Consider the following 22,641-nt stretch of genomic DNA (forward strand, 5'->3'; position numbering starts at 1 on the left):
CAGGTGTGTGCAACCGCCGTGTCGTGCGGCGATGGGTGAGGTGGGGGCCGGGATCGCCGTCGGCGTCGCCTCGACGCGCGCCGGGCAGCCGTGGCCGTACTAGACGAGTCGCTCCCGACCGCGCCAGAACGGTTCCCTGACGTCCTTCTTCAGCACCTTTCCGTTGGCGCTGCGCGGCAGAGAGTCCGTGAAGACGACCTTCTTGGGGTTCTTGATGCCACCGAGCTGCGGTCGGCAGTACGCGATCAGCTCGTCCTCGGTCAGCTCCGCGCCCGGGTTGAGCTCGACCACGGCGGTGACCGCCTCGCCCCAGTCCTCGTGCGGGACACCGATGACGGCGCAGTCCTGCACGGCAGGATGCCTCCAGATGACCTGCTCGACCTCGCTCGGATAGACGTTGAAGCCACCCGAGATGATCATGTCCTTCTTGCGGTCGGTGATGTGCAGGAAGCCGTCGGTGTCCAGATATCCGACGTCTCCTGTGTGCAGCCACCCGTCGACGAGGGTCTCCGCGGTCTTGTCCGGTGCCTTGTAGTAGCCCTTCATGACCAGGTCGCCGCGCACACAGATCTCGCCCGTGCCGCCGACGGGGAGGATCGTGCCGTCCTCGTCGAGGACCTCCACCCGCACCAGCGGGGCGGGGCGTCCCGCCGCCGACAACCGGGAGTCGTCGGCGATCCGGCCGTCGGTGAAGTGCTCCTCCGGGCGCATGAAGGCGATGGCGGCCGGCGCCTCGGTCTGGCCGTACCCCTGGAACATCACGGGGCCGAACACCTCGATGGCCCGGCGCAGCTTCTCGGTGGACATGGGCGCGGAGCCGTACATCAGGTACTTCAGCGAGGAGAAGTCGCGCTGCTCGACACCGGGGATCTCCAGCAGGCGGTAGATCACGGTCGGGGGGAGGAAGAGCTCGGTGACGCGGTGCTTCTCGATGAGGTCCAGCAGTTCCACCGGGTCGGGCCGGCTCATCACCACGACCGTCCCACCGCGGGCCGTGACGGGCAGTGTCAGCGTGCCCGCGGTGTGCGTCATCGGGGCGGCGACGAGATTCACGACCGTCTCGTCCGCCGAGTACGACGCGGCGAGCATCTGCTGGACGGCGCTGACGGTCAGGCCTCGGTGTGTGTTCATCACCCCCTTGGGGGCGCCGGTGGTGCCGCCGGTCGGCATGATGCCCGCGACCGACTCCGGGGAGGGGATGTGCCGGGGGCGGTCGTGGGGCATGTCCCGGAGGAACTGCTCGAAGGGGACGGCGCGAGCGGCTGAGGCGGCGTCCGGGTCCGAGCCCAGCGAGACGACCGTGTGCAGGTGGCCGAGATCGGTGCGCAGCTTCTCGACGGTCGGCAGGAACCGCTCATGACAGAAGAGCACCTCGCAGTCGAACCCCTTGAGCAGGCGCTGGATCTCCTCCGGCGGGCTGGCGGGGTTGACGGGCACCCAGGCGAGCCCGGCCCGCCAGAGGCCGAGGACGCAGGCCCAGGCCACCGGGTCGTTTCCGGCGAGCACGGCTCCCTTCACCTCACGCCCGGTGGTCCTCTCCAGCAGGGCGTGGGCGACGCGGCACGAGAGTTCGCCGATCTCCTGATAGGTGTAGGACCTGTCGCCGGCCACGAAGGCCACGCCGTCCGGGTTGGCGCGCCAGCCGCGGTCGAAGAAGTCGGTCACTGCCATGGGGTGTTTCCTTTCAAACGTGCGCGGCTCAGGGCCGGGCCCAGCCCGCACGGTGCAGCAGGGCGGTCAGATAGCCGAACTTCATGGTCAGCAGGTGGTTCTCGCCGTCCTCGATGCGGGCGGCACGGGCGTCGCGGAAGAGCTTCTCCATCGGGTACTCCCGTGTGAGCCCGTAGCCGCCGAACAGCTGCAGCGCCTCGTCGGCCACCTCGAACGCCAGGTCCGTGCAGGTCGCCTTGGATCCGGCCGTGTAGTACGGGTGCTTCTTCGGCGACAGGAAGGTGTAGTCGGTGGCCCGGCGGGAGACGGACCTCATGGTCTCCACCTTCCGGGCCATGGTGCCGAGCCGGTACTGCACCAGCTGGTGGTCGGCGAGCAGCGCCCCGCCCTGCCGCCGCTCGTGGCAGTACGCCAGCGCGTGCTCGAACGCGGCTCTGGCCAGGCCGGTCATGATCTGCCCCATGGCGACGCCGGCCGAGGACCACGACGAGGCGTGGCCGGGCCAGTAGTCGTCACCGAGTGACAGGGCGAAGCGGGTGGGGACCTTGACGTCGTCGAAGAAGACCTCGCCCTGGGGCAGGGCCCGCTTGCCGAGCTTCTCCAGTGGCCGGCCGCGGCTGACTCCGGGAAGGTCGAGCGGCACGATGAGCTCCACGCCGCGCGGGTGTCCCTCCTCGTCGAAGAACCCGTCGCCGTAGTCGGCGGCGATCGTGAGGAGGCCGACCTGGGCGACCGGGCCGTTCGACACCCAGGCCGAGCTCTGCCCGCTGATGACGATCTCGCCCCCGGACACCCGGGCGGTCAGGTTGCCCTTGTTGCCGTGGGGGGCGGTGGCGTGCCGCTCCGCCGGGTAGAGGCTCAGTCCGTCGGAGCCGCGGTCGGGCTGGGTGCCGATCCAGCATCCGAGCCTGCCCTCGCACAGGTCGACCAGTTCCTGGTTGCCCGAGCGGGACGCCATCAGTTTGGGCATCGCCCCGGCGCCGAGGGAGACGGCCAGGCCGGCGTCGCCCCACCCGAGCTCCTCCACGACGATGGCCTGGAGACGGGACAGGGCCTCGGGAGGTACGCCGTCGGCCATGGCGTCGAACTCGATGCCGGAGGCCGCCGTGGTCTTCAGGAACTGCCAGTACGGGGAGTCGGGGGCGACGACCTCGTCCGCGCTCAGCTTGTCGATCGCGATCCCGGCCGGCCGCATCACCTCGCGGGCGAACTGGTGCATGGCCTGCTGGACCGCGCGCTCGTCCTCGCTCAGTCCCGGTTCGAAGCCGGTCAGTTCGACGTGCGGGAGGCCGGGGCGCACCGCTGCGGACGCGTTCTGCCGTGTCATGATCCGCTCCTTGTGTCCTGGTCCTGGCGCGCGGTGTCCTGCCGCGCCGCCGTGGGGCCGCCCAGTGCAGCGATGGTCGCGGGCAGGTCCAGCTCGTGTTCCACGTCCTGCAGACCGGCCAGCTGCCGCAGGTGCTCCTGGACCGCGGGGATGCCGAGCAGCGTGCGCATGGCGTTGCTCTCGGCACCGAAGCCGGCGAACTGGGCGTCGACCGCGCTGTTGTAGACCTTGGTGAAGACGTCGTTCACGGCTCCGACGGAGCCGGCGGAGCGGGCCGCGACCCGCTGGGCGAGGTCGTCGACGTAGGCGCAGATCTCGTCGGCGGGCAGGGCCCGGTTGACCATGCCGTAGGCGGCCGCTTCCTCGCCGCTGAAGTCGCGGCCGGACAGGATCACCTCGCGGGCGCGTGCCGGTCCGATCTGCAGGGCCAGGCGCGTGGTGCCGCCGCCCGTGGGCAGGAAACCGCCGCTCGCCTCGGGAAGGCACAGACGGCTCTCCGGTGTCGCGAAGCGCATGTGCGTCGCGAGGAGGAACTCCAGTCCGCCGCCGCGACAGATGCCGTCGAGCAGGCCGATCGTCACCTGCGGCAGCGCTTCCCACATGGTGGTGAGCGCCTGGACCACGTTGATGTCGTCGTACTTGCTCTGCGGTACGTCCGGGTCGTTCATGGCCCGGAACAGGTCTTCCAGGTCGAAGTGCGCGAGGAAGAACTCGGGGTTGGCGCTGCCGAGGACCACGACCGAGGTCTCGCGGTCGAACACGAGCTTCCCCGCCAGGTCGAACAGCTCTCCGACCATGTCGATCGTCATGAGGTTGAGCGGTCCGTTGTCGAAGTCGACGTACAGGATCCGGCCGTCGCGCCGGAGTGCGAGTGTCTTGTAGTTCATGGCGGGCTCCATTTCGCGGATGTCGCGGATATCGCGGATGTCGAAGGGCTCGCGTGCGTGGTCACGCGCTCAGGAGGGTGATGGCGGCCACGGCTTCCTCGCCGCCGTACATGCCGCCGCCGTTCTCCGCCAGCGCGATGCGCGCGCCGGGGACCTGGCGGGTGCCGCTCTCACCACGGAGCTGCTGCACCAGTTCGTAGATCTGTGCGAGACCGGAGGCGCCCATGGGGTGGCCCTTGGACTCCAGGCCGCCCGACGGGTTGACGGGGAGGCGACCGCCCAGGGTGGTGGCGCCGGACGCGGCGTACGCGCCTCCGCCGCCGATCTCGCAGAATCCCAGCAGTTCGGTCTGGAGGAGTTCGCCGAACGCGGACGCGTCGTGGACCTCGGCGACCGACACGTCCTGCGGTCCCACGCCGGCCTGCTCGTAGGCGGTCCGGGCCGCGAGCCTGCTGACCGAGTGCTCCCAGTCGGACAGCGAGCGGGGCATCCCGGTCCCCAGGACCGAGGCCAGGATCCGGATGTGCCGGCCGGCCGCGAGGCGCCTGCGGCCCGCCTCGTTGCAGACGATCGCCGCCGAGGCGCCGTCGGTGAGCGGCGCGCACATCGGGACCGTCAGGGGTTCCGCGACCGTGCGCGCGGCGAGGATCTCCTCGGCCGACATGGCCTTGCGGAAATGGGCGAGCGGATTGGACACCGCGTGCGCGTGGTTCTTCTCGGAGATCAGCGCCAGGTGCTGCTTCGTGGTGCCGAAACTCTTCATGTGCGACCGGGCGAGCGCCGCGTAGATGTCCATGAACATGCTGCGGGGCGCCGTGTCGTCGACGGGGACCTCACCGCCCAGCTCGCGCAGCGCCGCCCGCACACCCTCGGGGTCGTGGACGTCCACACCGCCGTCGAAGAGGCCGAGCATCTTGCGCTTGTCGTCGACGTTCGTCTTCTCCACGCCGACCGCCAGCACCACGTCGGCGGCACCGGACCTGACGTGCAGTACCGCCTGGTGCAGAGCCGTCGCTCCGGTGGCGCAGGCGTTCTCGACGTTGACCACGGGGATCCGCTCGAAGCCCATGCTGCGCAGCGCCATCTGCCCAGGTACGACGATCTGGCCCTCCAGCACCGACTGGGAGGTGTTGCCGAAGTACGCCGCGTCCACGTCGCCCAGCTGCAGGCCCGCGTCCTTGAGCGCCTCGGTGACGGCGTCCCTGGTCAGGTCCTTGACGGAGGCCTCCCGGCGGACCCCGAAGGGGGTCATGCCGATGCCGGCGATCCACACCGGTGCCGCGGTCACGCCGCGCTCTCCTCGATGATGCGCGCGAACCCGTACGACTCCACGGCCCCCATCAGCTCGCGGTGGCCGAGCAGCTCGGCGGGCGAGCGGAAGCCGACGCCGTTGTGGGTGGAGCCGAGCAGACGGGAGGCCGCGTACGCCTGCATGAGTCCGGTCATCTGGTAGCCGGTGCTGCTCTGGATGACCACCCGCGATGTGGCCGTGTTGCCCCGTGCGCTGCACCAGTCGAGGGAACGCTGGACGTGGCGGTTCTCCCGCGGCGGGCTGTCCGCGGTCATCCCGGCCGCCATCCTGTCCAGCACGGGATACAGGGCCTCCTCCGGAAGCCACTGCAGGGACACCTTGAACAGGCGTTCCAGGTCGATGACCCGCTTCCAGATGTCCTGGTTCTGCATCGCGACGACCATGCGGCAGTTGCGCACCCGGCGGTCGTCCTTGAAGAACGCCGGCATCGCGGTGCCGCCCCAGTTGAGGCCGGTGACCACATAGCCGGAACCGGGCACGACGATGTCCTGGCGGACCACCCCGTCGTACTTCTTCAGCCGCCCGTCCTGAAGGTGGTACGCGTCCGCCCGGATCACGTCGAAGATCGACTGGGTGGAGCCCACCGTCGGGATGGCGTTGGCGTACGAACCCAGCTCCAGCGTGTCGACGCCCGGTGTCTCCAGACAGATCCGGGCGGCGATGTCGTGCAGGGCGTACTGGATGGACATCGCCGAGGACGCCGCGCGGCCCGCCGCGGCGAACCGGGGGCCCCACTCGTCCTTCAGGCGCAGAATGTGGTCCTGCTCTCCGGCGGTGTCGAGATAGTGAACGCCGGCCCGGATCGCCGCCTCGACGACCGGTTCCGCGTACCGCATGAACGGTCCCACGGTGTTACAGACCACGGCGCGGCCCTCGAACAGCCGGGTCAGGGACTCGACGGACCCGTCGACCTCGGCGATCTCGTAGTCCGCGGTCTCGATGCCGGGGACCTTGTCCATGACCTCCTGGATCCGGGCCTTGTTCCGGCCGGCAGCCACAAAGGGGATGCTGTATTCACGCAGGTATTCGGCCACAAGTCGGCCGGTGGATCCGCTGGCTCCGTAGAGTACGACCGGACGCAATTCGCTCACCGCTGGGTCCTTCCGTGGTGAGCCGAGTCCCCTGTCTCGGGAGAGCTCGGCGCGGGTGACGGTGAGGAGAACTCTGCGTAACAGGCGACAGCGACGCTTGTCCCACAGCGCAATCCGGTTTGCCCATGTGTGCAAGACCACGCGCTACCCGCGTCGGCACCGAGGCGCGGTCCGCATGGCGGCACGCATTGTTGCCCGGTCTCGACGACCGGAATGCACTGCACAATGGAGAGGTACGGCTCGCGGAGGTGTTCAGGATGTCCGGTACCGGCGTGTGGTCGACCGACGGACTGCCGCAGACCCTGGCGCCCGTCGCCTGGGGGCGGAAGATGCCCGAGCTGCATCTTCCCTGGACCCTGACCTTCCCCGAGCAGGAGCGGTTCCGGGCGCTGGTCCGCTATCGCAGGCTGGACGAACTCACCGTCGCGGAATTCAAGGGCGGACGCTATGCCGGCCGCAGGAACGACGACCCCCTCGCCTCGGGCGGACCTCCACAGATCGGAGTGCTGATCAATCTCAGCGGCACACTGGTGTGCCGGTACCGGGACACGGACTTGGTCCTCGGTTCTCACGACCTGGTCGTGTGGGACAGCGATCTCGCGCACGCCTTCGACGCGGTCGAGCCGCACCACGAGCTCTCACTCCTGCTGCCACGCGACCGGCTCCCGCAGGGGATCGTGGACGTGGCCGCCCGTATGAGCGGCCCGGTGCCGGTCGGTGCCGGGACCGGGTTGGCGGCGATCGCCGCCGATCAGCTGCGCGCGATCGTCCGTGAGCTGGACCATCTCTCGGACGCGGGGCTCGCCATCGCCTGCCAGAACTTCTTCGACACCCTGGACTCTGCGCTCGCGCCCGCTGCGAAAGCACCCTCCGCCGGCGCCCGGACGGCGCTGCTCAAGCGCGTCCGCCAGTACGTGGAGGACCATCTGGACGATCCCGAGCTGTCGGCCTCGTCCGTCGCGGAGGCACTCGACATCTCCGTGCGCACCCTGCACCTCGCCTTCGCCGACACCGGCACGACGGCCGGTCGCTGGATCCGCGAGCGACGCCTGCGCGTCTGCTACCGGGAACTCGCGCTCGGCTCCGGGGACTGGACGGTCACGGACGTGGCCTTCCGGTGGGGGTTCAACGACGCGGCGCACTTCAGCCGGGTCTTCAAGCAGGCGTTCGGTGTCACACCGAGCAGTGTCGTGGCGCGGGGACGCCGCGCCACGGCCGACTGACCGTTCCGGCGGCTCCGTCACGGCATTTCGCCCCGGTAGACAGCTCTACCGGGGCGAAACGTCGTGCGGCGTGGCCGTGGACGGGACAGCCGTGTCCTTCAGTGGGGCATATCGTCCAGGGCCGTCGACATCCCGGCGAGGTCCGGTGGTTCGACGGTGAACAGCACGACACTGGCATCCCCCAGATCGGCCTCGGTGACCCGGGAGAACCCCCCTTCCTCCCACACGCCCTGCATGACGGTGTCGCTCTCGTCCGGCGCGGCGACGACGCGGCGGCAGCGCGGGTCGGCGGCGAAGAGCGCCGGGACGACCGCGCGCAGCAGTCGTGAGGCGAGCAGTCGTCCCCGGGATCCCTCCTCGGCGAGGGCGAGTCCGAGGACGAGATCGTGGGCCCCGTACGGATAGCAGGCGCTCAACGGGTGGTGCGCGACACGGTGGACACGCACCAGCGCGGCCGGGCCGCCGCGCACCGGCGTCACGGCGAACGTCCGGGCCGCGTGCGAGGAGACCGTCGTGGGGGCACCGGTCGAGTGGACGGCCCAGTCGGGGCCCAGGTGCAGGTCCGGAAGTGCCAGTACGGGGTTGATCAAGTTGCTGCTCATCACGGGGTTCCCAGGGCTAGGCGTGTTGCCGGGCTTCCACCCAGCGCCGTAGATCGGACTTGACCAGCTTGCCGCTCGCGTTGCGGGGCAACTGTTCGGCGACCATCACCCGGGTCGGCAACTTGTACCGGGCCAGGCTCTCACCGACGAAGGCGCGCACCACATCCAGTGTGGGCGTGATACCGGGCTCGCAGGTGAGGACGGCGAGAACGGTCTCGCCCCACTTCGGGTCGGGGACGCCGATGACGGCGGCTTCCAGGACTCCGGGACAGGCGGCGAGGACGCGTTCGACCTCGGCGGGGTAGATGTTCTCACCGCCACTGATGATCATGTCTTTCAAGCGGTCGACGATGTAGTAGAACCCGTCCCTGTCGCGATGGGCGATGTCGCCGGTGTGGAACCAGCCCGCGTCGTCGAAGGCGGCGGCGGTGGCCTCCGGGTTGTTCCAGTAGCCCGCGGCCACGTTCGGACCGCGTACGCAGATCTCCCCGCGTGCCTCGACTCCGTCGATCCGGGTTCCGGTGGCCGGGTCGACCAGACGGATCTCGGTGTACGGCATGGGGGAGCCCGCCGATCCCGTCTTCTCTGTCGTCAGGCCGGCCGGGAGGCAGGTCGCGAAGGGCGCGGTCTCGGTGAGTCCCCAAGACTGCTGGAGCAGAACGCCCCGCTCCGCGTAGTCGACGATCAACCGCTCCGGCACGGGAGCGCCGGCGACGATCGCCGCGCGCAGGGCGGTGAGGTCGGCCTCGGCGAAACCGGGCACCCGCATGAGCGCGGTGTACATCGCGGGGACCCCGAAGAGGCTGGTCACCCGGTGATCGACCAGATCCCGCAGGCACTGGGCGGGGTCGAAGGCCCGGCGCAGGACGACTGTGCCGCCGCGCAGCAGGGTGCGCAGGGTGAGGGCGTTGAGGCCGCCGATGTGGAAGAGGGGTGCGACGGCGAGGTTCACGTCGTCGGAGCGGGTGTCCACCATGCTGTCGACGTTGACCGCGTTCCACCACAGGTTGCCGTGGGTGAGCATGACGCCCTTGGGGCGGCCGGTGGTGCCGGAGGTGTACATCAGCGACGCGAGATCGTCATCGTGCAGCGGCACGGGCACCGTGAACGGCCGGTCGGCGCCGAGCAGTTCCGACAGTGGTGTCCAGACGGCGACCGGGGCCTCGGTCGACGGACACCGCGGGTCAGTGTCCACGAGCACGTGGCAACGGGCGGGTACGTCGCTCATCACCGACTCGACGAGTTCGCGGTGGCCCTCCTCGACGACCAGGGTGTGGGCGCCGCTGTCGGTGAGGATGTGGCGGACCTCGTCGGCGGCGAGGCGGAAGTTGACCGGGACGAAGACCGCTCCGAGGTGGGCGGCGGCGAACAGCGTCTGGAGAAAGGTGACGCTGTTGAGGCCGAGGTAGGCGATCCGGTCGCCGCGCCGCAGCCCCCGTTCGGCGAGTCCGGCCGCGAACTCGTCCACCGTGCGGCTGAGTTGGGCCGCGGAGAACTCGTGGCCCTCGTAGACGAGAGCACTGGCGGTGGGGTATTGGGCTCTGCGGCGCAGAGCCGTGGCGGGGCTGATGTCCACGACGGTCATGGCGGGTCTCCGATGGCGCTCGGGTGTCGGGGCTGCGCGGCTCAGAGGCCGGCGCCGCCGGCGGCGGAACGGAAGCCGCGTACGGCGATGCCGCCGTCGGCGGGAATGACGGCTCCGGTGACGGTGCCGCTGTCGGCGCGGGAGGCGAGCAGGACGTAGGGGCCGGTGAAGTCCTCCGGCTCCACGCTGGAGTCGTACAGCGGGATGAGCGGTGCCTGCTCGATGCCGGACGCCTCGTTCTTGGCGAAGGACGCCTCCAGAGTGCGGTCCTGCAACCCAAGGCTCTGCGGTCCCCGCAACTTGGTGCGCATGCCGCCGACCGCGACACCGTTGACGCGGACCTTCGGCGCCAGTTCGTAGGCGAACTGGCGGAGCAGGCCGAGGCAGGCGTGCTTGCTGGCGGTGTAGAGGGAGCCGCCGCCGTCGGTGTGGAAGGAAGCGTTGGAGAGAGTCATGACGATACTTCCGCGCGTGCGGACCAGCTCCCGCCAGGAGGCCTCCACGGCCAGGACGTATCCCTTGACGTTGATCCCGAACAGTTCGTCGAAGGCTTCCGAGAGCTCGTTGCCGTTCAGCCGGGTGACACTGCGGTGGTAGTCCCAGATTCCGGCGTTCGGGACGAGGACGTCCAGCTTGCCGAAGCGTTCCACGGTGGCCTCGACGGCGCGGTGCAGATCGTCCGGAGAGCGCACGTCGCCGGAGACGCACAGCACCCGCTCGCCCGCCTCGCCGGCGGCCTCGACGACCTCCTTCAGCTGTTCGAGCTTGCGGCCCATGATGGCGACGCTCGCCCCCTCGGCCAGGTACCGCAGGGCGACGGCGCGGCCGATGCCGGAGCCGCCGCCGGTGATCAGGGCGACGTCGCCCTGGAGCCAGCCGCCCATCACCGCGCTCCGAGGAAGTCGGTGACCAGCCGATCGAACTCGGCCTGCCGCTCCAGCTGCACCCAGTGCCCGCAGCCGCCGAACACATGCAGCTGCACGTCGCGGATCTGCTTGAGCATGAGCTGGGCCCCGTCGAGCGTGATCGTGCGGTCGTCGCGGCCCCAGAGCAGCAGGGTGGGAGCCTTGATCTTGTGGACGCGCTGCCAGAGCGGGTCCATGCCGTGCCGTTTGGCGAAGGCCGCGTTGTAGGCGTGGTAGAAGGCGATGTGGGACTCGTCCAGGGAGGCCTCGTAGCGGGCCTGGACGGTGTCCTCCCAGCGCTTGGGCTCGGCGGTCATGACACGGATGAAGTCCCGCATCTTCTTCGCCGTCGGGCCTTCGCCGTTGTAGTAGCGGAACATCGCCTTCTGACCCTCGGTCGGCGTCGGCCCGAAGGGCAGCCAGCCACCGCCGGGAGCCATCAGCACCAACTTCTCCACGCGGTCGGGCACTTCGAGCGCGGTCGCGATGGCCGCGGCCCCGCCGAGGCTGTTGCCCAGCAGATGGAAACGGTCGATGCCGAGCGAGTCCAGGGTCTGCAGCAGGGCGTCGACCGTGATCTCGGTGATGCTGCGGGCTTCCAGGTCTGCCTCGGTGGGGCGGTAGCTGTCGCCGAAGCCGGGCTGGTCGGGCAGGACGACGCGGAAGTGCGGGGTGAGGGCGGCCAGGTTCTGGCTGTAGTTGGCGACGGCACTCGCTCCGGGGCCTCCGCCGTGCAGCATCACCAGCACCGGCCCGTCGCCCGCCTCGCTGACGGCGATCGGCCCGAGCGTGGTCTCCACGATGTGCTCGACGAGCTTCGGCTCTTCAGTGTGGGCAGTGGTCACGAGGTTCTCCGGTCGGTCGTCACAGGAAGGTGCTGAGGTTCTTGGCGAGCAGGACGTTCTGGTCGAGCAGGATCGTGCGGCGGGCGATCAGCAGGCCGCCGTCCCCGGTGCGGCGCAGCAGGTCGGTACGGCCGCCGGCGTAGAGGTCGACCTCGCGTTCCAGCCGGTTGCGGTAGCAGAGGAAGGCCGACTCGGCGACGTACTCACCCGGTGCCTCGCCCTCCCGTACGAGGACGTTGCTGATCAGGTGGCGGGTGCGGGACGGTGGGTCCTCGGCCCAGGCCATGCCCGAGTCGAAGCGACGGATCCGCCAGGCGAGACTCGCCTTGGTCTCGTCGAAGATCGCCACCTCGCCGGGTGAGCCGTCGGCCAGGGCTTGCTGCCGCCGCAGCCGGTTGGTCCGCACGGGCGCCCAGTAGTGCAGATCCTCGGCGAACAGCTCCAGCCAGTCTGCGTACCGGTGTTGATCGAGCAGTCGCGCCTCGACGGCGTACAGCCGCTGCACCTCGAAGTGCAATCGCATCTCGTCGTCCGACACCGCCGAGGGCGCCGTCGGCTCCGGGGGATGGATACTCATGGGTCGGTCCTCCTGAGATCCGCGCTCAGGGTCATTCCGGCGCGGAGGGGGTGGTTCGGAAAGCGGCTGTGCCGGTGGACGGCACGGCACGTGCCGTTGAGGGGCGCAGTGAACCGTCAGCGCAGCAGCACACGCAGATCCGCGCCCTCGTCGGCCAGACGCCCCGCGTCGACGGCGACACCCCGGTCGACCAGCCGCCGCGCGACCTTGACGTCCCGGCTCCGGTCGATCGCGGCCGCGGCCACCACCCTGTCCCCACGCAACCCGAAGGCAGTGAAGGCACCGTCGGCGGGGTCGCCCCGCAGCACGGTCCGCTCGGCCTGAGCCATCGTGCCGACCGCCTCCAGCCGCGAGCCATGCCGGTCGGACCAGAACCAGGACGCGCCCGGCTCAGGAACGGTCAGGCCGAGCATGCCGTATGCGGCGGCCTCGCCTCCCCGCTGGGCGGCCTCCCAGTGCTCGTGCCGTACGCGATGGCCGTCCGGGCGGGCCACGTCACCGACGGCGAAGACGTGGGGGCGGGAGGTGCGTTGCCCCTCACTCACCACGATCCCGTTGTCCACGACAAGCCCGGCTGCCTGTGCCAACTCGATGGCCGGCCGGATGCCGATACCGACCACGACCGTGTCGACGGCAACGGGCCCGTGGTCTCCGCCGAGGTGCACCAGAACCCCATGGGGCCGGCGCTCCACGCGCTCGACACCAGCGGTGATCACCTCGATCCCCTCGTCGGTGTGCCTGCGGTGCAGCACGCCCGCGACATCGTCCCCGACCACCGCGGCCAGCGGCACCGCCACCGGGTCGATCAGGGTGACCAGACATCCCAGCGCGCACGCGACGGCCGCGGTCTCCGCGCCGATCAGCCCGGCCCCGACGACAGCCACCCTCGCCCCCGGCAGCAGTCGTGCACGCAGCCGCTCGGCGTCCTCCCAGGTCCGCAGAAGGTGCACGGCGGGGTCGTCGGCGCCGGGCACGGGCAGCGGGCGGGGCGTGCCGCCGGTGGCCAGGACGAGGCGGTCGGCGGCCTCGACGGTGCCGTCCGCCAGTTCGAGGCCCCCTTCGGCCGGTCGGATCGCCCGGACCGGCGCTCCCTCACGGAGCGACACGCGCTGATCGTCGTACCACTGCTCGGGGCGCAGCAGAACGTCGTCACGGCGTGCCTTGCCGAGCAGGACGTCCTTGCTGAGCGGGGGCCGGTCGTAGGGGAGTCCGTGCTCGGCGGAGTAGAGGACGAGTTCGCCGTCGTAGCCCTGGGCGCGCAGGGCGTCGCAGGTGGAGAGGGCGGCGAGGCCGGCGCCGACGAGGGCGATGCTCCGGGGCGGGCTCATCCGGTGGCCTCCTCACCCGGGTGCAGCCAGATGCCTCCGTCGTGGACCTCGACCCTGTGGGTACGGGCGGCGACGGTGGCGGGCATGCACAGCGGTACGCCGGACTTGAGGCAGAAGCGGGCGCTGTGCAGGGGGCACTCGACCTCGCCGTCCTCGATCCAGCCCTCGGAGAGGGAGGCCTGGCCGTGGGAGCAGGTGTCGTCGAGGGCGTAGTAGGCGCCGCCGTCGTGGAAGACGGCGATGGCGTCGCCGTGGCCGGTGGCCTCGGCGGACACCTTCAGGGCCTCGCCCTCCTCGATGCCGCCGAGGTCGGCGACCCGGATACCGGTGCCGGTGGTGCTCATGGGGTGTCCTTCTCGGTGACTTGTCCGGCGGCCTTCTCGTGCCAGGCGGGGGTGTTCATCAAGTCGCGCCAGCGGGTGTAGAAGCCGCGGGCGGCGCCGTCGCTGTAGAGGTGGCCGGTGGTGCCGGGGTGGACACCGTCCTCGCCCTCAAGGCCCAGGCCCATCTGGTAGTTGAGGGTCATCGAACCGGCCATGAAGCCATGGGCGGTGGCCTGGACCTCCGACCAGTTCTCACCGTCGTCCTGCTCGAAGATCCCGCTGGGCCCGAACGTCCGCAGGTTGTAGATGCGCTGGGCGTCCTTGACCTCGTCCGGCATCGACCGGTCGACGAGCGTCCAGGCCCACACCTCCATCCGGTCAAGACCCCTGGGGTGCCACACCCTGATGGAACCGTTGACCGGGAGATACGAGAAATTCGGGAACACCGTCCCGTGCCCGGTGGTCATCGGCCCCTCGACACGGGCATCCCCCAGCCGCTCACGCAACGCCTCGTAGTCGTACCAGCCATGCACCACCCGGTCGTCGAAACGGCTCTTGGGATGCGTGGGGAAGCCGTGGCCGTGCCCGAGCGGGTCGGCGTACTGCCGTCCCGGGGTCTGCACGATCTCCGTCTTCGGCCCCTTGCCGGTGGGCGACATGACCATGAGCGCCGAGGCGTGCGAGATGTTGACGTGGTACCAGTCGGAGGCGAACTGCTCGGCGGCGAGCTTCCAGTTGCCCTCCAGCACCCACTTGTGCACGCCGCCGACGACCTCGGTGCCCTCCGGGTCGCGGTCGAGCATGGCGTCCAGGTACCAGCCGAGGCCGCCGAGCGCCTCGCGCAGGGGCGGCGCCTCGGGGTTCCATGTCGCGAAGACGAGCCCCTTGTAGGTGTCGAGCTGGGCGACTTCGACGAGTCCCCACTTCTCCTGCTCGAAGTGGGCGGGGTAGTCCTCGCCGTTGGGCACGTTGATCAACTTGCCGGAGGTGTCGTAGGCCCAGCCGTGGTAGCTGCACGTGAACGCCTTGGTCGCGCCGGCGTCGGCGCGGCAGACGCGCATGCCCCGGTGGCGGCAGGCGTTGAGGAACGCCCGCAGCTTCCGGTCGCGCCCCATGGTGACGATGACCGGGTCCTCGCCCATGTACGTGGTGAAGAAGTCGCCGGGCTTGGCGAACTGGCTCTCGTGGGCGAGGAACAGCCAGCTCGGGGCGAAGACCCGGCGCAGCTCCTGCCGGTAGAGGACGTCGTCTCTGAAGATCGTCCGGTCGATCAGGCCCCGGTCCAGATCGACATAGCCGCCGACGTCGACGGACGGTTCCGGTACGCCGGCCGGGCGGTCCGAGGGACGGGCTGGTGTGGTGGTCATCGCTGGATCTCCTCGGGCCGAGGCGGGTGCGTGGCGTGTGGCCGGTGCGAGCCGACGGTGCGGCGCACGGTGAGGCGCGGGGGTACGGGACCGGAGCGCCGTGGTTCTCGCGGTGACATGACGGCTCTGCCGCTCTCTTGCTGGTGGTTCATCGGACGGTGACGTTCAGTTCGGGCAGGTGGCGGGTCCCTGATCTCACGGTGAACCGGGAACCCGCTGTCAGCGGGACACTTGCGTGCACGGAACCGGTGAGCAGCAGCTCGCCGGGCTGGATCGCGCCGCCTTGGGCGTGCAGCGTGCGGGACAGCCAGGCCACGGCTTCCAGGGGATCGCCGAGCACTTCGGCGCCCAGCCCCTGCGCCACCTGTTCCCCGTCCGCGTAGAGGCCGACGCACTCGTCCCGCAGTCCGTCGAGCAGACTCCGCGTGACGTCGACGACCTGGCCCACGACGACGCGAGCGGCGCAGGCGTTGTCGGCGACGGCGTCGGCCGACGTGACGCGCCAGTCGGCGATACGGCTGTCTATGACCTCCAGCGCGAGCACGACCTGGGTCACCGCCGCCGCCACGTCGGCCGCCGTCACCCGTGAGCCCGCCACCCGTCGGCCGAGGACCAGACCGATCTCGGACTCGACGCGCGGAGCTATGAGTTCTCGGCTGTCGATCCTCCCTCTGTCAGGGATGACCATCGACTGGAACAAGGGCGCGTGGACGGCTTCATCGACACCGAGTTGGTGGCGCATGGGCAGGGAGGTGAGACCGGTCTTCCGCCCGACGATCCGGTCGCCGGCCGCGATTCTGTGCCGCACGTTGGCTGTCTGAACGGCGTAGGCGGCACAGAGGTCGAGCCCCTCGTGGATCTCGGTGAGCGGAGCGATCGGTGTGCGTTCGGCCTCGGCACGCCGCAGCAGCGTCGCCGACTCCTCGACGCACCGTGCGTCCGGAAAGGCCCGGTCGGCGAGAAGGGCGGTGGTGACCGCGGAATCGTGTCGCTGCATGAGCCACAGCAGACCGCGCCGTCCGGAGCGCTGCCCACCCGCTGTGCCGTGACCTGGCACGATCACACCCCGCGGCCACCGTGACGTGCAACACGTGCGCCGGGACCGTTTGCAGGACTCGGGATGTCACCTAAACTGGACGAGCGTCCATCTTAATGGGATGTCCGATCGTCACCGGAGCCGCCATGACCGTCACCTCTTCCTCTCCCGCACAGCACTCCCCCGCACAGGCCGACGAGTCCGACCGACAGACGGCGGTCGACAAGGCACTCATGCTGCTGAAGTCCCTCGCCGAGCTCGACGGGGAGATCGGGGTCAGCGAGCTGGCGCGGCGCACTCGCCTGACCAAGTCGACCACCTTCCGCCTGCTCGGCATCCTGCACCGCAACGATCTAGTGGAACGGGCCGGGAGCGACTACCGCCTGAGCCCGATGCTCTTCGACATCGGCGCCCGCGTCTACGGTCCCACTCCCCCGCTGTTGCAGGAACTGCTGATGCCGCATCTGGCGGACCTGTACGAGTTCACCCACGAGACGGTGCACCTCGCCGTGCTGCACGAGACCGATGTCGTGTACGTCAACAAGATCCAAGGGCATCGGGCGATCCGCACGCCCACGCGGATCGGCGCCCGACTGCCCGCGTACTGCACGGCCGTCGGCAAGGCCCTGCTGTCCTTCGATCACGACGCCGCGGAGGCGGCGATCGTGGACGGGTTCACCCCACACACCGAATACACCTGCACCGACCCCGACCTGTTCCGGACCGAACTCGCTCGTGTCCGCCGGGACGGCGTCGCCTACGACCGTCAGGAAGCCGTGCTGGGTCTCACCTGCGTCGCCGTGCCGGTCATGGGATCAGCCGGACGTCCCGTGGCGGCCCTGTCCGTCGCCAGTGCCGACCACCGTTTCGAACCCGCCCGCGTCACCCCGGCCCTGCGCCGCGCGGCCTACGACGCGGCACGCACGGCCGGTGCGGCCCTGTGCTGGCCGGCAGCGGCTTCAGGGCTCAGCCGGATGCCCGCTGCCTGACCGACGTCGGGCGGCGGATGGAAATGGCCCTGCGCCGGGCCGTGCAGCCGGCGCGGGGCCCTCGCCCACCCGTCGCGGCATCCCCGCACAGCCCAGCCACCCGACCGAGCCCGGCTCAACCGCTCGCCACGACTCCTTCAATGAGGTCGCGGGGCACGGCCACCATCTCCACACGGCCGCGGGCGAGGGCGAGCGTGGACGAGATCAGAGCCTGCAGACAGGCGAGTTCCGCCTCGTCGTCGGGGTGCGTCAGATGCTGCATCGTGAGTCCGTCGAATCCCGCGAGGAAGAACCTGGCGATTATTCCCGCAGGCTGTGCGAGCTGCTGGCCCGTGCGCTCGGCCGCTTCCATCACGAGCTCCGATGTCACTCTGACCACACCGCGGTTGTGTGTTTCGAGGGCCTCTCGCAGGTGCGGTGACCGGAGCGCGAACATGGTCAGTTCGGTGAGGAGTTGATGGCTCTTCGACTGGTCACGCACCGTGCGCCACAGGGCGGAGGCAAGCACTCCCAGGGTTTCCTCGAAATCGGCGTCGACCGGTGCGGCCTGCCGTACCTGACCCTCCATTTCCTGGGTGAGGTGCTGGATGACGGCACGGTACAGATCCTCCTTCGTGCCGAAGGTGTAGTGCACCGTGGCCTGCGCGACGCCGAGCTCGGCGGCGATGGCGCGGGTGCTTCCGGCAGCGACTCCCTCTCTCGCCATGAGGTCGATGGCCGCTTTGATCAACTGAGGGCGGCGCTCGGCCGCTGAGACATGAGCCATGCACCTACCATACCGACTGAATCCATTGAAGGAGTCACTCGAACAAGTCGAATCTCCACAGGCCACGCCCACGACGTTCCCTTCACCAGGTAAATTTCGGTGAAAAAACTCACAAAGAGCAGTTGGGGCGCGGGCGGAGCCGCGGGCTCTTCCACCCGCCCAGGCGGGCGCGGGGAAGACTGCCGTGGAGAAGCCGGCCCTCACCCGGACAGCAATCAATCGACCGGTGCACGTCCTTGGCCGGGCGAACCCGGCGGAATCCTGACCACCGCAGGGGTCGGGCCCAGCTGGGCCCGGGGCATCACCCGCAGGGAACCTCGCATAGCCAGACAAAGTGGTCGAGTGGCCGGCCGGCTCGACAGGGCCCTGACATGCCCGCTCGTTCACGTCAGCGACCTGATTCCCCGGCCGCCGGGCCGGTGCTCTCGGCTCATGAGGCAGGTCGATCAGGCCCTGAGGTATCAGCCCCTCACAGGGTGAAGCAAGGACTCGATTCCGAAGCCGGACGAGCAGAGCCGCACCTCGCCGCTGACAACGTGCTGTTACGCGGTGCGGCCCGCTCCGAAGGGCCCCCGGGCTGAGAGCTCCGAACAAAAGGGGAGCCCGGCTCGCGACGCCTGGCACGCACGCTCGCCGCGTTGCCGAAAGCCCCTGGTAGCTCCTCCCCCGCTCTCGTCTTCGCTCAAGCGGGGGGACCCCATCGAGGAACTTCCGGCGCCTTGCGATCGCACGCACCAGACGCCGCGAGCCGATCGGACTCCCCCTTTGTCCCTTTGTTCGGAGCTCTGAGACACCGTTGCCGTTGGCCGGGTCGGATGCCGACCGTGGCAGCTCGGCGAGACGGGGCAAGGGCGAGCTCCCGCGTGTGGCAGCGGCAGACCGGGCCCGGTGAGGCCGAGATCGCCCTGTCGGCCGGTCACGTCGGCGTCGGCCAGGACCGGTGGCGGACTGAGTTGCGCCTCGCCTTCGCACCCAGGTCGCGGACTCGACCGCTCGAATGCCCCCTCGAACTTGATCGTCAGAACGGGAACCGCCCGATCGCGCGGCGGCCCGCTTGACGGTGAGCATCCGGGTGGTCATCCCGCTGCCGCCCGACCAAGTCGGCACCGCCTACGGCGAGGCCCACTCGGCGGCCGTCCGCCCTGCTTCGACAGTGAGGCCGACGACTTCCAGGCCTTGCTGGAGCTATGCCCCTTCGAGAGGGTGGCGGCCCGCACGCGCGATGTCGTGGCGGGGCTCCCGGGCCGTCGGACGAGGTCGCCGATCGGCTCCGGCGAGTCCGACAGGATGGCACCACTTTATGCTCGACTCCGGCCACCGAATGTGGACTCGGACGCGGCGCACGAGATTTGTTGAAATCTTCGCCGAATTACTTATTCGTGCCGCAGAATCAAGGATGTCGGATTTTCACAACGACTCTGCGCAATCTGATTGACAGGGTCGGACCGGCCGTTAATCCAGCTTGGTCAACCGTCCAAGACGCTGAGATATACTTACCTCTCACATGCCGGTCTCGAAGCAGAAAGCGGGCCCAGATGTCTCGTATGGCGGCCAAGGATCGCCGAGAAGAGCTGATCGCCGCGGCGTTCAGGGTCATGATCCGTGAAGGCGTCACCAAGGCGACCACGCGCGCGATCGTCAATGAGGCAAAAATGCCGCTGGGCGTATTCCACTACTGCTTCAACTCACGCGAGGAGCTCCTCCAGGAAGTCATCACTCGCTTTACGGACAGCTGGACGGAAAGAGTTCGGAAAATGTCCGGCACAGAGGGCGACCTCGGCTCGCGTGTCACCAAGAGTCTGAGCGCGTTCTGGGAGAGTGTCGAACTCAGCCCGGGAGAACACCAGGTGAGTTACGAGCTCACGCACTACGCACTACGCCAAGCCGGATTCGAGGAACTGGCCCGCCGTCAGTACCAGCACTACCTCGAAGCCCACCAGGAACTCCTCACCGAAGCCGCCGAAAGCACCGGCATCGAGTGGGCCGTTCCCATCCCCGTCCTGGCCCGCTATCTGAACTCGGTGCTCGACGGGGTCACCCTGACCTGGTTGGTCGACCGCAACAGCGAGCACAGTCGTGAGATCCTGCGCCTGACCGGTGAGCAGCTCTTGTCTCTCGCCCGGGAACGCCATTAGCCGGAACGCCATTAGCCGGTGGGCGCGTCACAGACTCTCCGCAAGGCAGGTCACCACCGAGTGAACGGTTTGGTCGGAGCCGCCTCCCGGAACATGAGGCGGCTCCGACCACATCGATTCACTCGAACAGGTCGGGCTCTTCCGCGGTGATCTGGTCCCACAGAGGGCGGAACTGGAACCACCCCGGCAGTGGGCCGGAGATCTGGTCACGGACCATCCGTGCCGTCTCGGTGTCGATGAGCTTCGGCTTTCCGGCGGCCATGGCCAGCAGCTGGGCCTGGCAGGAGCGCTCCATCGTGATGAAGTACCAGGCTGCCTCGGCGACGGACGCTCCGACGGTGAGCAGCCCGTGGTTCTGCAGGACGACGGCCTTCTTGTCGCCCAGGGCGACGCCGATGCGTCGGCCTTCCTCGGTGTCGTTCACCACGCCCTGGTAGTCGGTGTAGAGGCCGTGGTCCTCGAAGAAGGCACACGCGTCCTGGGTGATCGGGTCCAGCGGAATGGCAAGGCTGGCGAAGGCCTTGCCGTGCAGGGAGTGGGTGTGTGCGGCCGCCACCACGTCCGGGCGGGCACGGTGCACCTCGGAGTGGATACAGAACGCGGCGTTGTTGACCGGACGCCTGCCCTGAAGCAGCGTGCCCTCGTGGTCGACGAGGATCAGGTCGGAGACACGGATCTGCTTGAACGACATACCGAAGGGGTTGACCCAGAAGGCCGAGGGGTTCTCGGGGTCACGAGCCGTGATGTGTCCGGCCACGCCCTCGGAGAACCCGAAGCGGGCGAACAGGCGGAAGGCGGCGGCGAGTTCCTGCTTGCGGATCTCGCGCTCCCGCTCGATGCTCGCGTTGGTCTCCGGCAACGGCAGGTAGACGCCCTCGGGCATGGCACCGACGGAAGCATGCACCGGTGCCTCGGGGGCCTGAGGTGCCTCGGGTGTCGTCGTCATGGTCTGGCCTCTCGTGATCTGGTGGGTGGTGGGCACGGTCACTGACTACTTGGTGCGGCCACGCAGGCCGGATCCGTACAAGACGTCCACCAGGCGCACGATGAACCGGTAGGCCGAGGGCTCGTAGGGGATCATGTGCATGTCCCGGCGCATCGGGAACCGGTTCGCACTGATGGCCTGAAGCCTGGTGTATTTCCGGATTCCTTCGGCGCCATGACGGACACCGAGGCCCGACTCCTTCCAACCACCCATCGGCAGACCGAGGGCCATGTAGTTGGTCTGGGCGTCGTTGATGGTGACGCAGCCGGCCTCGAACCGCTCGGCGAGAGCGCGGGCGCGCTTCATGTCCGATCCGATGATCGAGGCCTGCAGCCCGTAGGAGCTGTCGTTCACCAACCGGAGGGCTTCTTCGGCGTCGGCGACCTTCATCACGGGAAGCGTGGGACCGAAGGTCTCCTCCCGCATGCACTTCATCGTGTGATCGACGTCGACGAGCAGCGTGGGTTCGAAGAACCGGCCCGGCCCCTTGACCGAGTGGCCGCCGACGAGCGCGCGGGCGCCCTTGCTCAGCGCGTCGTTGACATGGTCCTCGATGACGGTCAGCTGGGGAGGGAAGGTGACGGCACCCACATGGGTACTGCCCAGAGCACCCGGCTTGCCGGAGATGACCTGATCGAACCGCTCCCGCAGCAGGGTGATGAACGCGTCGTACACCGGCTCTTCCACGTACACCCGCTCCACCGAGGTGCACATCTGGCCACCGTTCGACAGGGCGCCCTGGATCGTGACGTTGACGGCCCGTTCCAGGGAGGCGTCCGCGAGGACGACCAGCGCGTCCTTGCCGCCGAGCTCCAGTGAGCAGGGGATGAGGCGCTCGCCCGCCCGCGCGGCGACCAGCCGCCCGGTCTTCGTCGACCCGGTGAACATCACGAAGTCCACGGTGTCCACGACCGCCCGCCCCGTGGCCCCCGCACCGGTGACGACCTGGAAGACGTCCTTGGGCCAGTCGCACTCGCGGACCATCCTCTCCATGAGGAGGGCGGTCAGGGGCGTGTGTTCGGACGGCTTCAGCACCACGGCGTTGCCCGCGGCCAGAGCGGGGATGGCGTCGCCGAAGGAGTTGAGCAACGGGTTGTTCCACGGGCCGATGACTCCGACGACCCCGCGGGGCACCCGGCGGGTGTACATGCTGCGGCCGAGCACGAAGGGCGAGAGCGAGCGGATCTTCGTCTTGGCGAGAAGTTTGCGGGCCTGCTTCGCCCAGTAGGCGAAGGCGCTGGCGCAGTAGACGATCTCGACGATCGCGTCCTCCACCGCCTTGCCGTTCTCCTCGACGATGCAGTCGGTGATCTCCTGTCGGTGCGCCAGGAGCCAGCGTCGGCCTCGCGCGAAGAACTCCGCGCGAGAACGGTCGTCCAGCTCGGCCCAGCCCTTCTGCGCCCGCCTGGCACGCGCGACCGCGTGCGCCACCTCTTCGGCGGAAGCCTCGGACACATGGCCGACCACGGCTCCGGTCGCGGGGTTGTCCACGGCGATACGTGCGCCCGTCGGGGAGCCGTCTGTCATGAGGGATCGAGTCTGAGCCACGGAAACTCCCACCGGAACGTTGACTTCTCTTCATCCAGAATGAGACGGTCATTCGTACAAGTCAAGCGTCTTGTACGAACGTCCAAGTACCTCACTGGGCAGTGAACTCCTGGATTCCGCGCCATGAAGGAGCGGTTGC

20 protein-coding genes are annotated in these 22,641 nt (G+C 69.1%); 3 read left to right on the forward strand and 17 right to left on the reverse strand.

Annotation, left to right across the window (positions count from 1 at the left end):
- Positions 1 to 99: 99 nt before the first annotated feature.
- From FNH08_RS01685 to FNH08_RS01705, 5 genes are all read right to left on the reverse strand, one after another.
- Complete coding sequence (locus FNH08_RS01685; protein WP_152769423.1) at positions 100 to 1,671, reverse strand: acyl-CoA synthetase; 1,572 nt, start codon at positions 1,669 to 1,671, stop codon at positions 100 to 102.
- Positions 1,672 to 1,699: 28 nt separating this feature from the next.
- Positions 1,700 to 2,998 carry an acyl-CoA dehydrogenase family protein gene (locus tag FNH08_RS01690; protein WP_152769424.1) on the reverse strand — a complete coding sequence of 433 codons (1,299 nt, stop codon included), beginning with the start codon at positions 2,996 to 2,998 and terminating at the stop codon, positions 1,700 to 1,702.
- Complete coding sequence (locus FNH08_RS01695) at positions 2,995 to 3,885, reverse strand: enoyl-CoA hydratase/isomerase family protein (RefSeq protein ID WP_152769425.1); 891 nt, start codon at positions 3,883 to 3,885, stop codon at positions 2,995 to 2,997. The genes FNH08_RS01690 and FNH08_RS01695 overlap by 4 nt, the downstream gene beginning before the upstream one ends.
- Before the next feature lie 61 nt (positions 3,886 to 3,946).
- The gene (locus FNH08_RS53410; protein ID WP_322723477.1) at positions 3,947 to 5,173 is read right to left on the reverse strand and encodes a thiolase family protein; all 1,227 of its coding nucleotides are present in this window, start codon (positions 5,171 to 5,173) and stop codon (positions 3,947 to 3,949) included.
- A complete protein-coding gene (locus FNH08_RS01705; protein WP_322723479.1) occupies positions 5,170 to 6,288 on the reverse strand; it encodes a saccharopine dehydrogenase family protein in 1,119 nt (372 codons plus the stop codon). Before FNH08_RS01705 ends, FNH08_RS53410 begins: the two co-directional genes overlap by 4 nt.
- Positions 6,289 to 6,545: 257 nt before the next feature.
- On the opposite strand from FNH08_RS01705, the gene FNH08_RS01710 reads away from it, so the two are divergent.
- Positions 6,546 to 7,511 carry a helix-turn-helix domain-containing protein gene (locus tag FNH08_RS01710; RefSeq protein WP_152769426.1) on the forward strand — a complete coding sequence of 322 codons (966 nt, stop codon included), beginning with the start codon at positions 6,546 to 6,548 and terminating at the stop codon, positions 7,509 to 7,511.
- Between the two features lie 98 nt (positions 7,512 to 7,609).
- Here the strand turns inward: FNH08_RS01710 and FNH08_RS01715 are convergent, their stop codons facing one another.
- The 9 genes from FNH08_RS01715 to FNH08_RS01755 all read right to left on the reverse strand — a co-directional run bounded on the left by FNH08_RS01715 (position 7,610) and on the right by FNH08_RS01755 (position 16,040).
- A complete protein-coding gene (locus FNH08_RS01715; RefSeq protein WP_152769427.1) occupies positions 7,610 to 8,113 on the reverse strand; it encodes a GNAT family N-acetyltransferase in 504 nt (167 codons plus the stop codon).
- Between the two features lie 16 nt (positions 8,114 to 8,129).
- Positions 8,130 to 9,698, reverse strand: a complete 1,569-nt coding sequence (locus FNH08_RS01720; protein ID WP_152769428.1) for an acyl-CoA synthetase — start codon at positions 9,696 to 9,698, stop codon at positions 8,130 to 8,132.
- Positions 9,699 to 9,739: 41 nt separating this feature from the next.
- Positions 9,740 to 10,582 (reverse strand): SDR family NAD(P)-dependent oxidoreductase, encoded by an 843-nt coding sequence (locus tag FNH08_RS01725; RefSeq protein WP_152769429.1) that lies wholly within the window; start codon positions 10,580 to 10,582, stop codon positions 9,740 to 9,742.
- Positions 10,582 to 11,448: an alpha/beta fold hydrolase gene (locus FNH08_RS01730; RefSeq protein ID WP_322723480.1), complete on the reverse strand. Its 867-nt coding sequence runs from the start codon at positions 11,446 to 11,448 to the stop codon at positions 10,582 to 10,584. The genes FNH08_RS01725 and FNH08_RS01730 overlap by 1 nt, the downstream gene beginning before the upstream one ends.
- 19 nt (positions 11,449 to 11,467) lie before the next feature.
- A complete protein-coding gene (locus FNH08_RS01735; RefSeq protein WP_152769430.1) occupies positions 11,468 to 12,025 on the reverse strand; it encodes a 3-phenylpropionate/cinnamic acid dioxygenase subunit beta in 558 nt (185 codons plus the stop codon).
- A gap of 116 nt (positions 12,026 to 12,141) precedes the next feature.
- Positions 12,142 to 13,353, reverse strand: coding sequence for an NAD(P)/FAD-dependent oxidoreductase (locus FNH08_RS01740; protein WP_152769431.1), 1,212 nt, complete (start codon positions 13,351 to 13,353; stop codon positions 12,142 to 12,144).
- Positions 13,350 to 13,697: a bifunctional 3-phenylpropionate/cinnamic acid dioxygenase ferredoxin subunit gene (locus tag FNH08_RS01745; protein WP_152769432.1), complete on the reverse strand. Its 348-nt coding sequence runs from the start codon at positions 13,695 to 13,697 to the stop codon at positions 13,350 to 13,352. Before FNH08_RS01745 ends, FNH08_RS01740 begins: the two co-directional genes overlap by 4 nt.
- The gene (locus FNH08_RS01750; RefSeq protein WP_152769433.1) at positions 13,694 to 15,043 is read right to left on the reverse strand and encodes an aromatic ring-hydroxylating dioxygenase subunit alpha; all 1,350 of its coding nucleotides are present in this window, start codon (positions 15,041 to 15,043) and stop codon (positions 13,694 to 13,696) included. The genes FNH08_RS01745 and FNH08_RS01750 overlap by 4 nt, the downstream gene beginning before the upstream one ends.
- Positions 15,044 to 15,191: 148 nt before the next feature.
- Positions 15,192 to 16,040: a 2-keto-4-pentenoate hydratase gene (locus FNH08_RS01755; protein WP_152769434.1), complete on the reverse strand. Its 849-nt coding sequence runs from the start codon at positions 16,038 to 16,040 to the stop codon at positions 15,192 to 15,194.
- 185 nt (positions 16,041 to 16,225) lie between these two features.
- Here FNH08_RS01755 and FNH08_RS01760 point away from each other — a divergent pair, with 185 nt between their 5' ends.
- Positions 16,226 to 17,068 (forward strand): IclR family transcriptional regulator, encoded by an 843-nt coding sequence (locus FNH08_RS01760; RefSeq protein WP_152769435.1) that lies wholly within the window; start codon positions 16,226 to 16,228, stop codon positions 17,066 to 17,068.
- Positions 17,069 to 17,183: 115 nt separating this feature from the next.
- On the opposite strand, the gene FNH08_RS01765 is transcribed toward FNH08_RS01760, so the two are convergent.
- Entirely contained in the window at positions 17,184 to 17,834 is a 651-nt protein-coding gene (locus FNH08_RS01765) for a TetR/AcrR family transcriptional regulator (RefSeq protein ID WP_152769436.1), read from the reverse strand.
- A gap of 1,544 nt (positions 17,835 to 19,378) precedes the next feature.
- Between FNH08_RS01765 and FNH08_RS01770 the strand changes: the two genes are divergently transcribed.
- On the forward strand, positions 19,379 to 19,969 hold the full coding sequence (locus FNH08_RS01770; protein WP_152769437.1) for a TetR/AcrR family transcriptional regulator: 591 nt from the start codon (positions 19,379 to 19,381) through the stop codon (positions 19,967 to 19,969).
- 118 nt (positions 19,970 to 20,087) lie between these two features.
- Here FNH08_RS01770 and FNH08_RS01775 read toward each other — a convergent pair whose 3' ends face one another.
- Both FNH08_RS01775 and FNH08_RS01780 read right to left on the reverse strand, forming a co-directional pair.
- Complete coding sequence (locus FNH08_RS01775) at positions 20,088 to 20,915, reverse strand: class II aldolase/adducin family protein (RefSeq protein WP_152769468.1); 828 nt, start codon at positions 20,913 to 20,915, stop codon at positions 20,088 to 20,090.
- Between the two features lie 45 nt (positions 20,916 to 20,960).
- A complete protein-coding gene (locus FNH08_RS01780) occupies positions 20,961 to 22,481 on the reverse strand; it encodes an aldehyde dehydrogenase family protein (RefSeq protein ID WP_152769438.1) in 1,521 nt (506 codons plus the stop codon).
- Positions 22,482 to 22,641: the final 160 nt, after the last annotated feature.

Origin of the sequence: Streptomyces spongiae, from assembly GCF_009377185.1 — a bacterium.
In the GTDB taxonomy this organism is placed as follows: domain Bacteria; phylum Actinomycetota; class Actinomycetes; order Streptomycetales; family Streptomycetaceae; genus Streptomyces; species Streptomyces spongiae.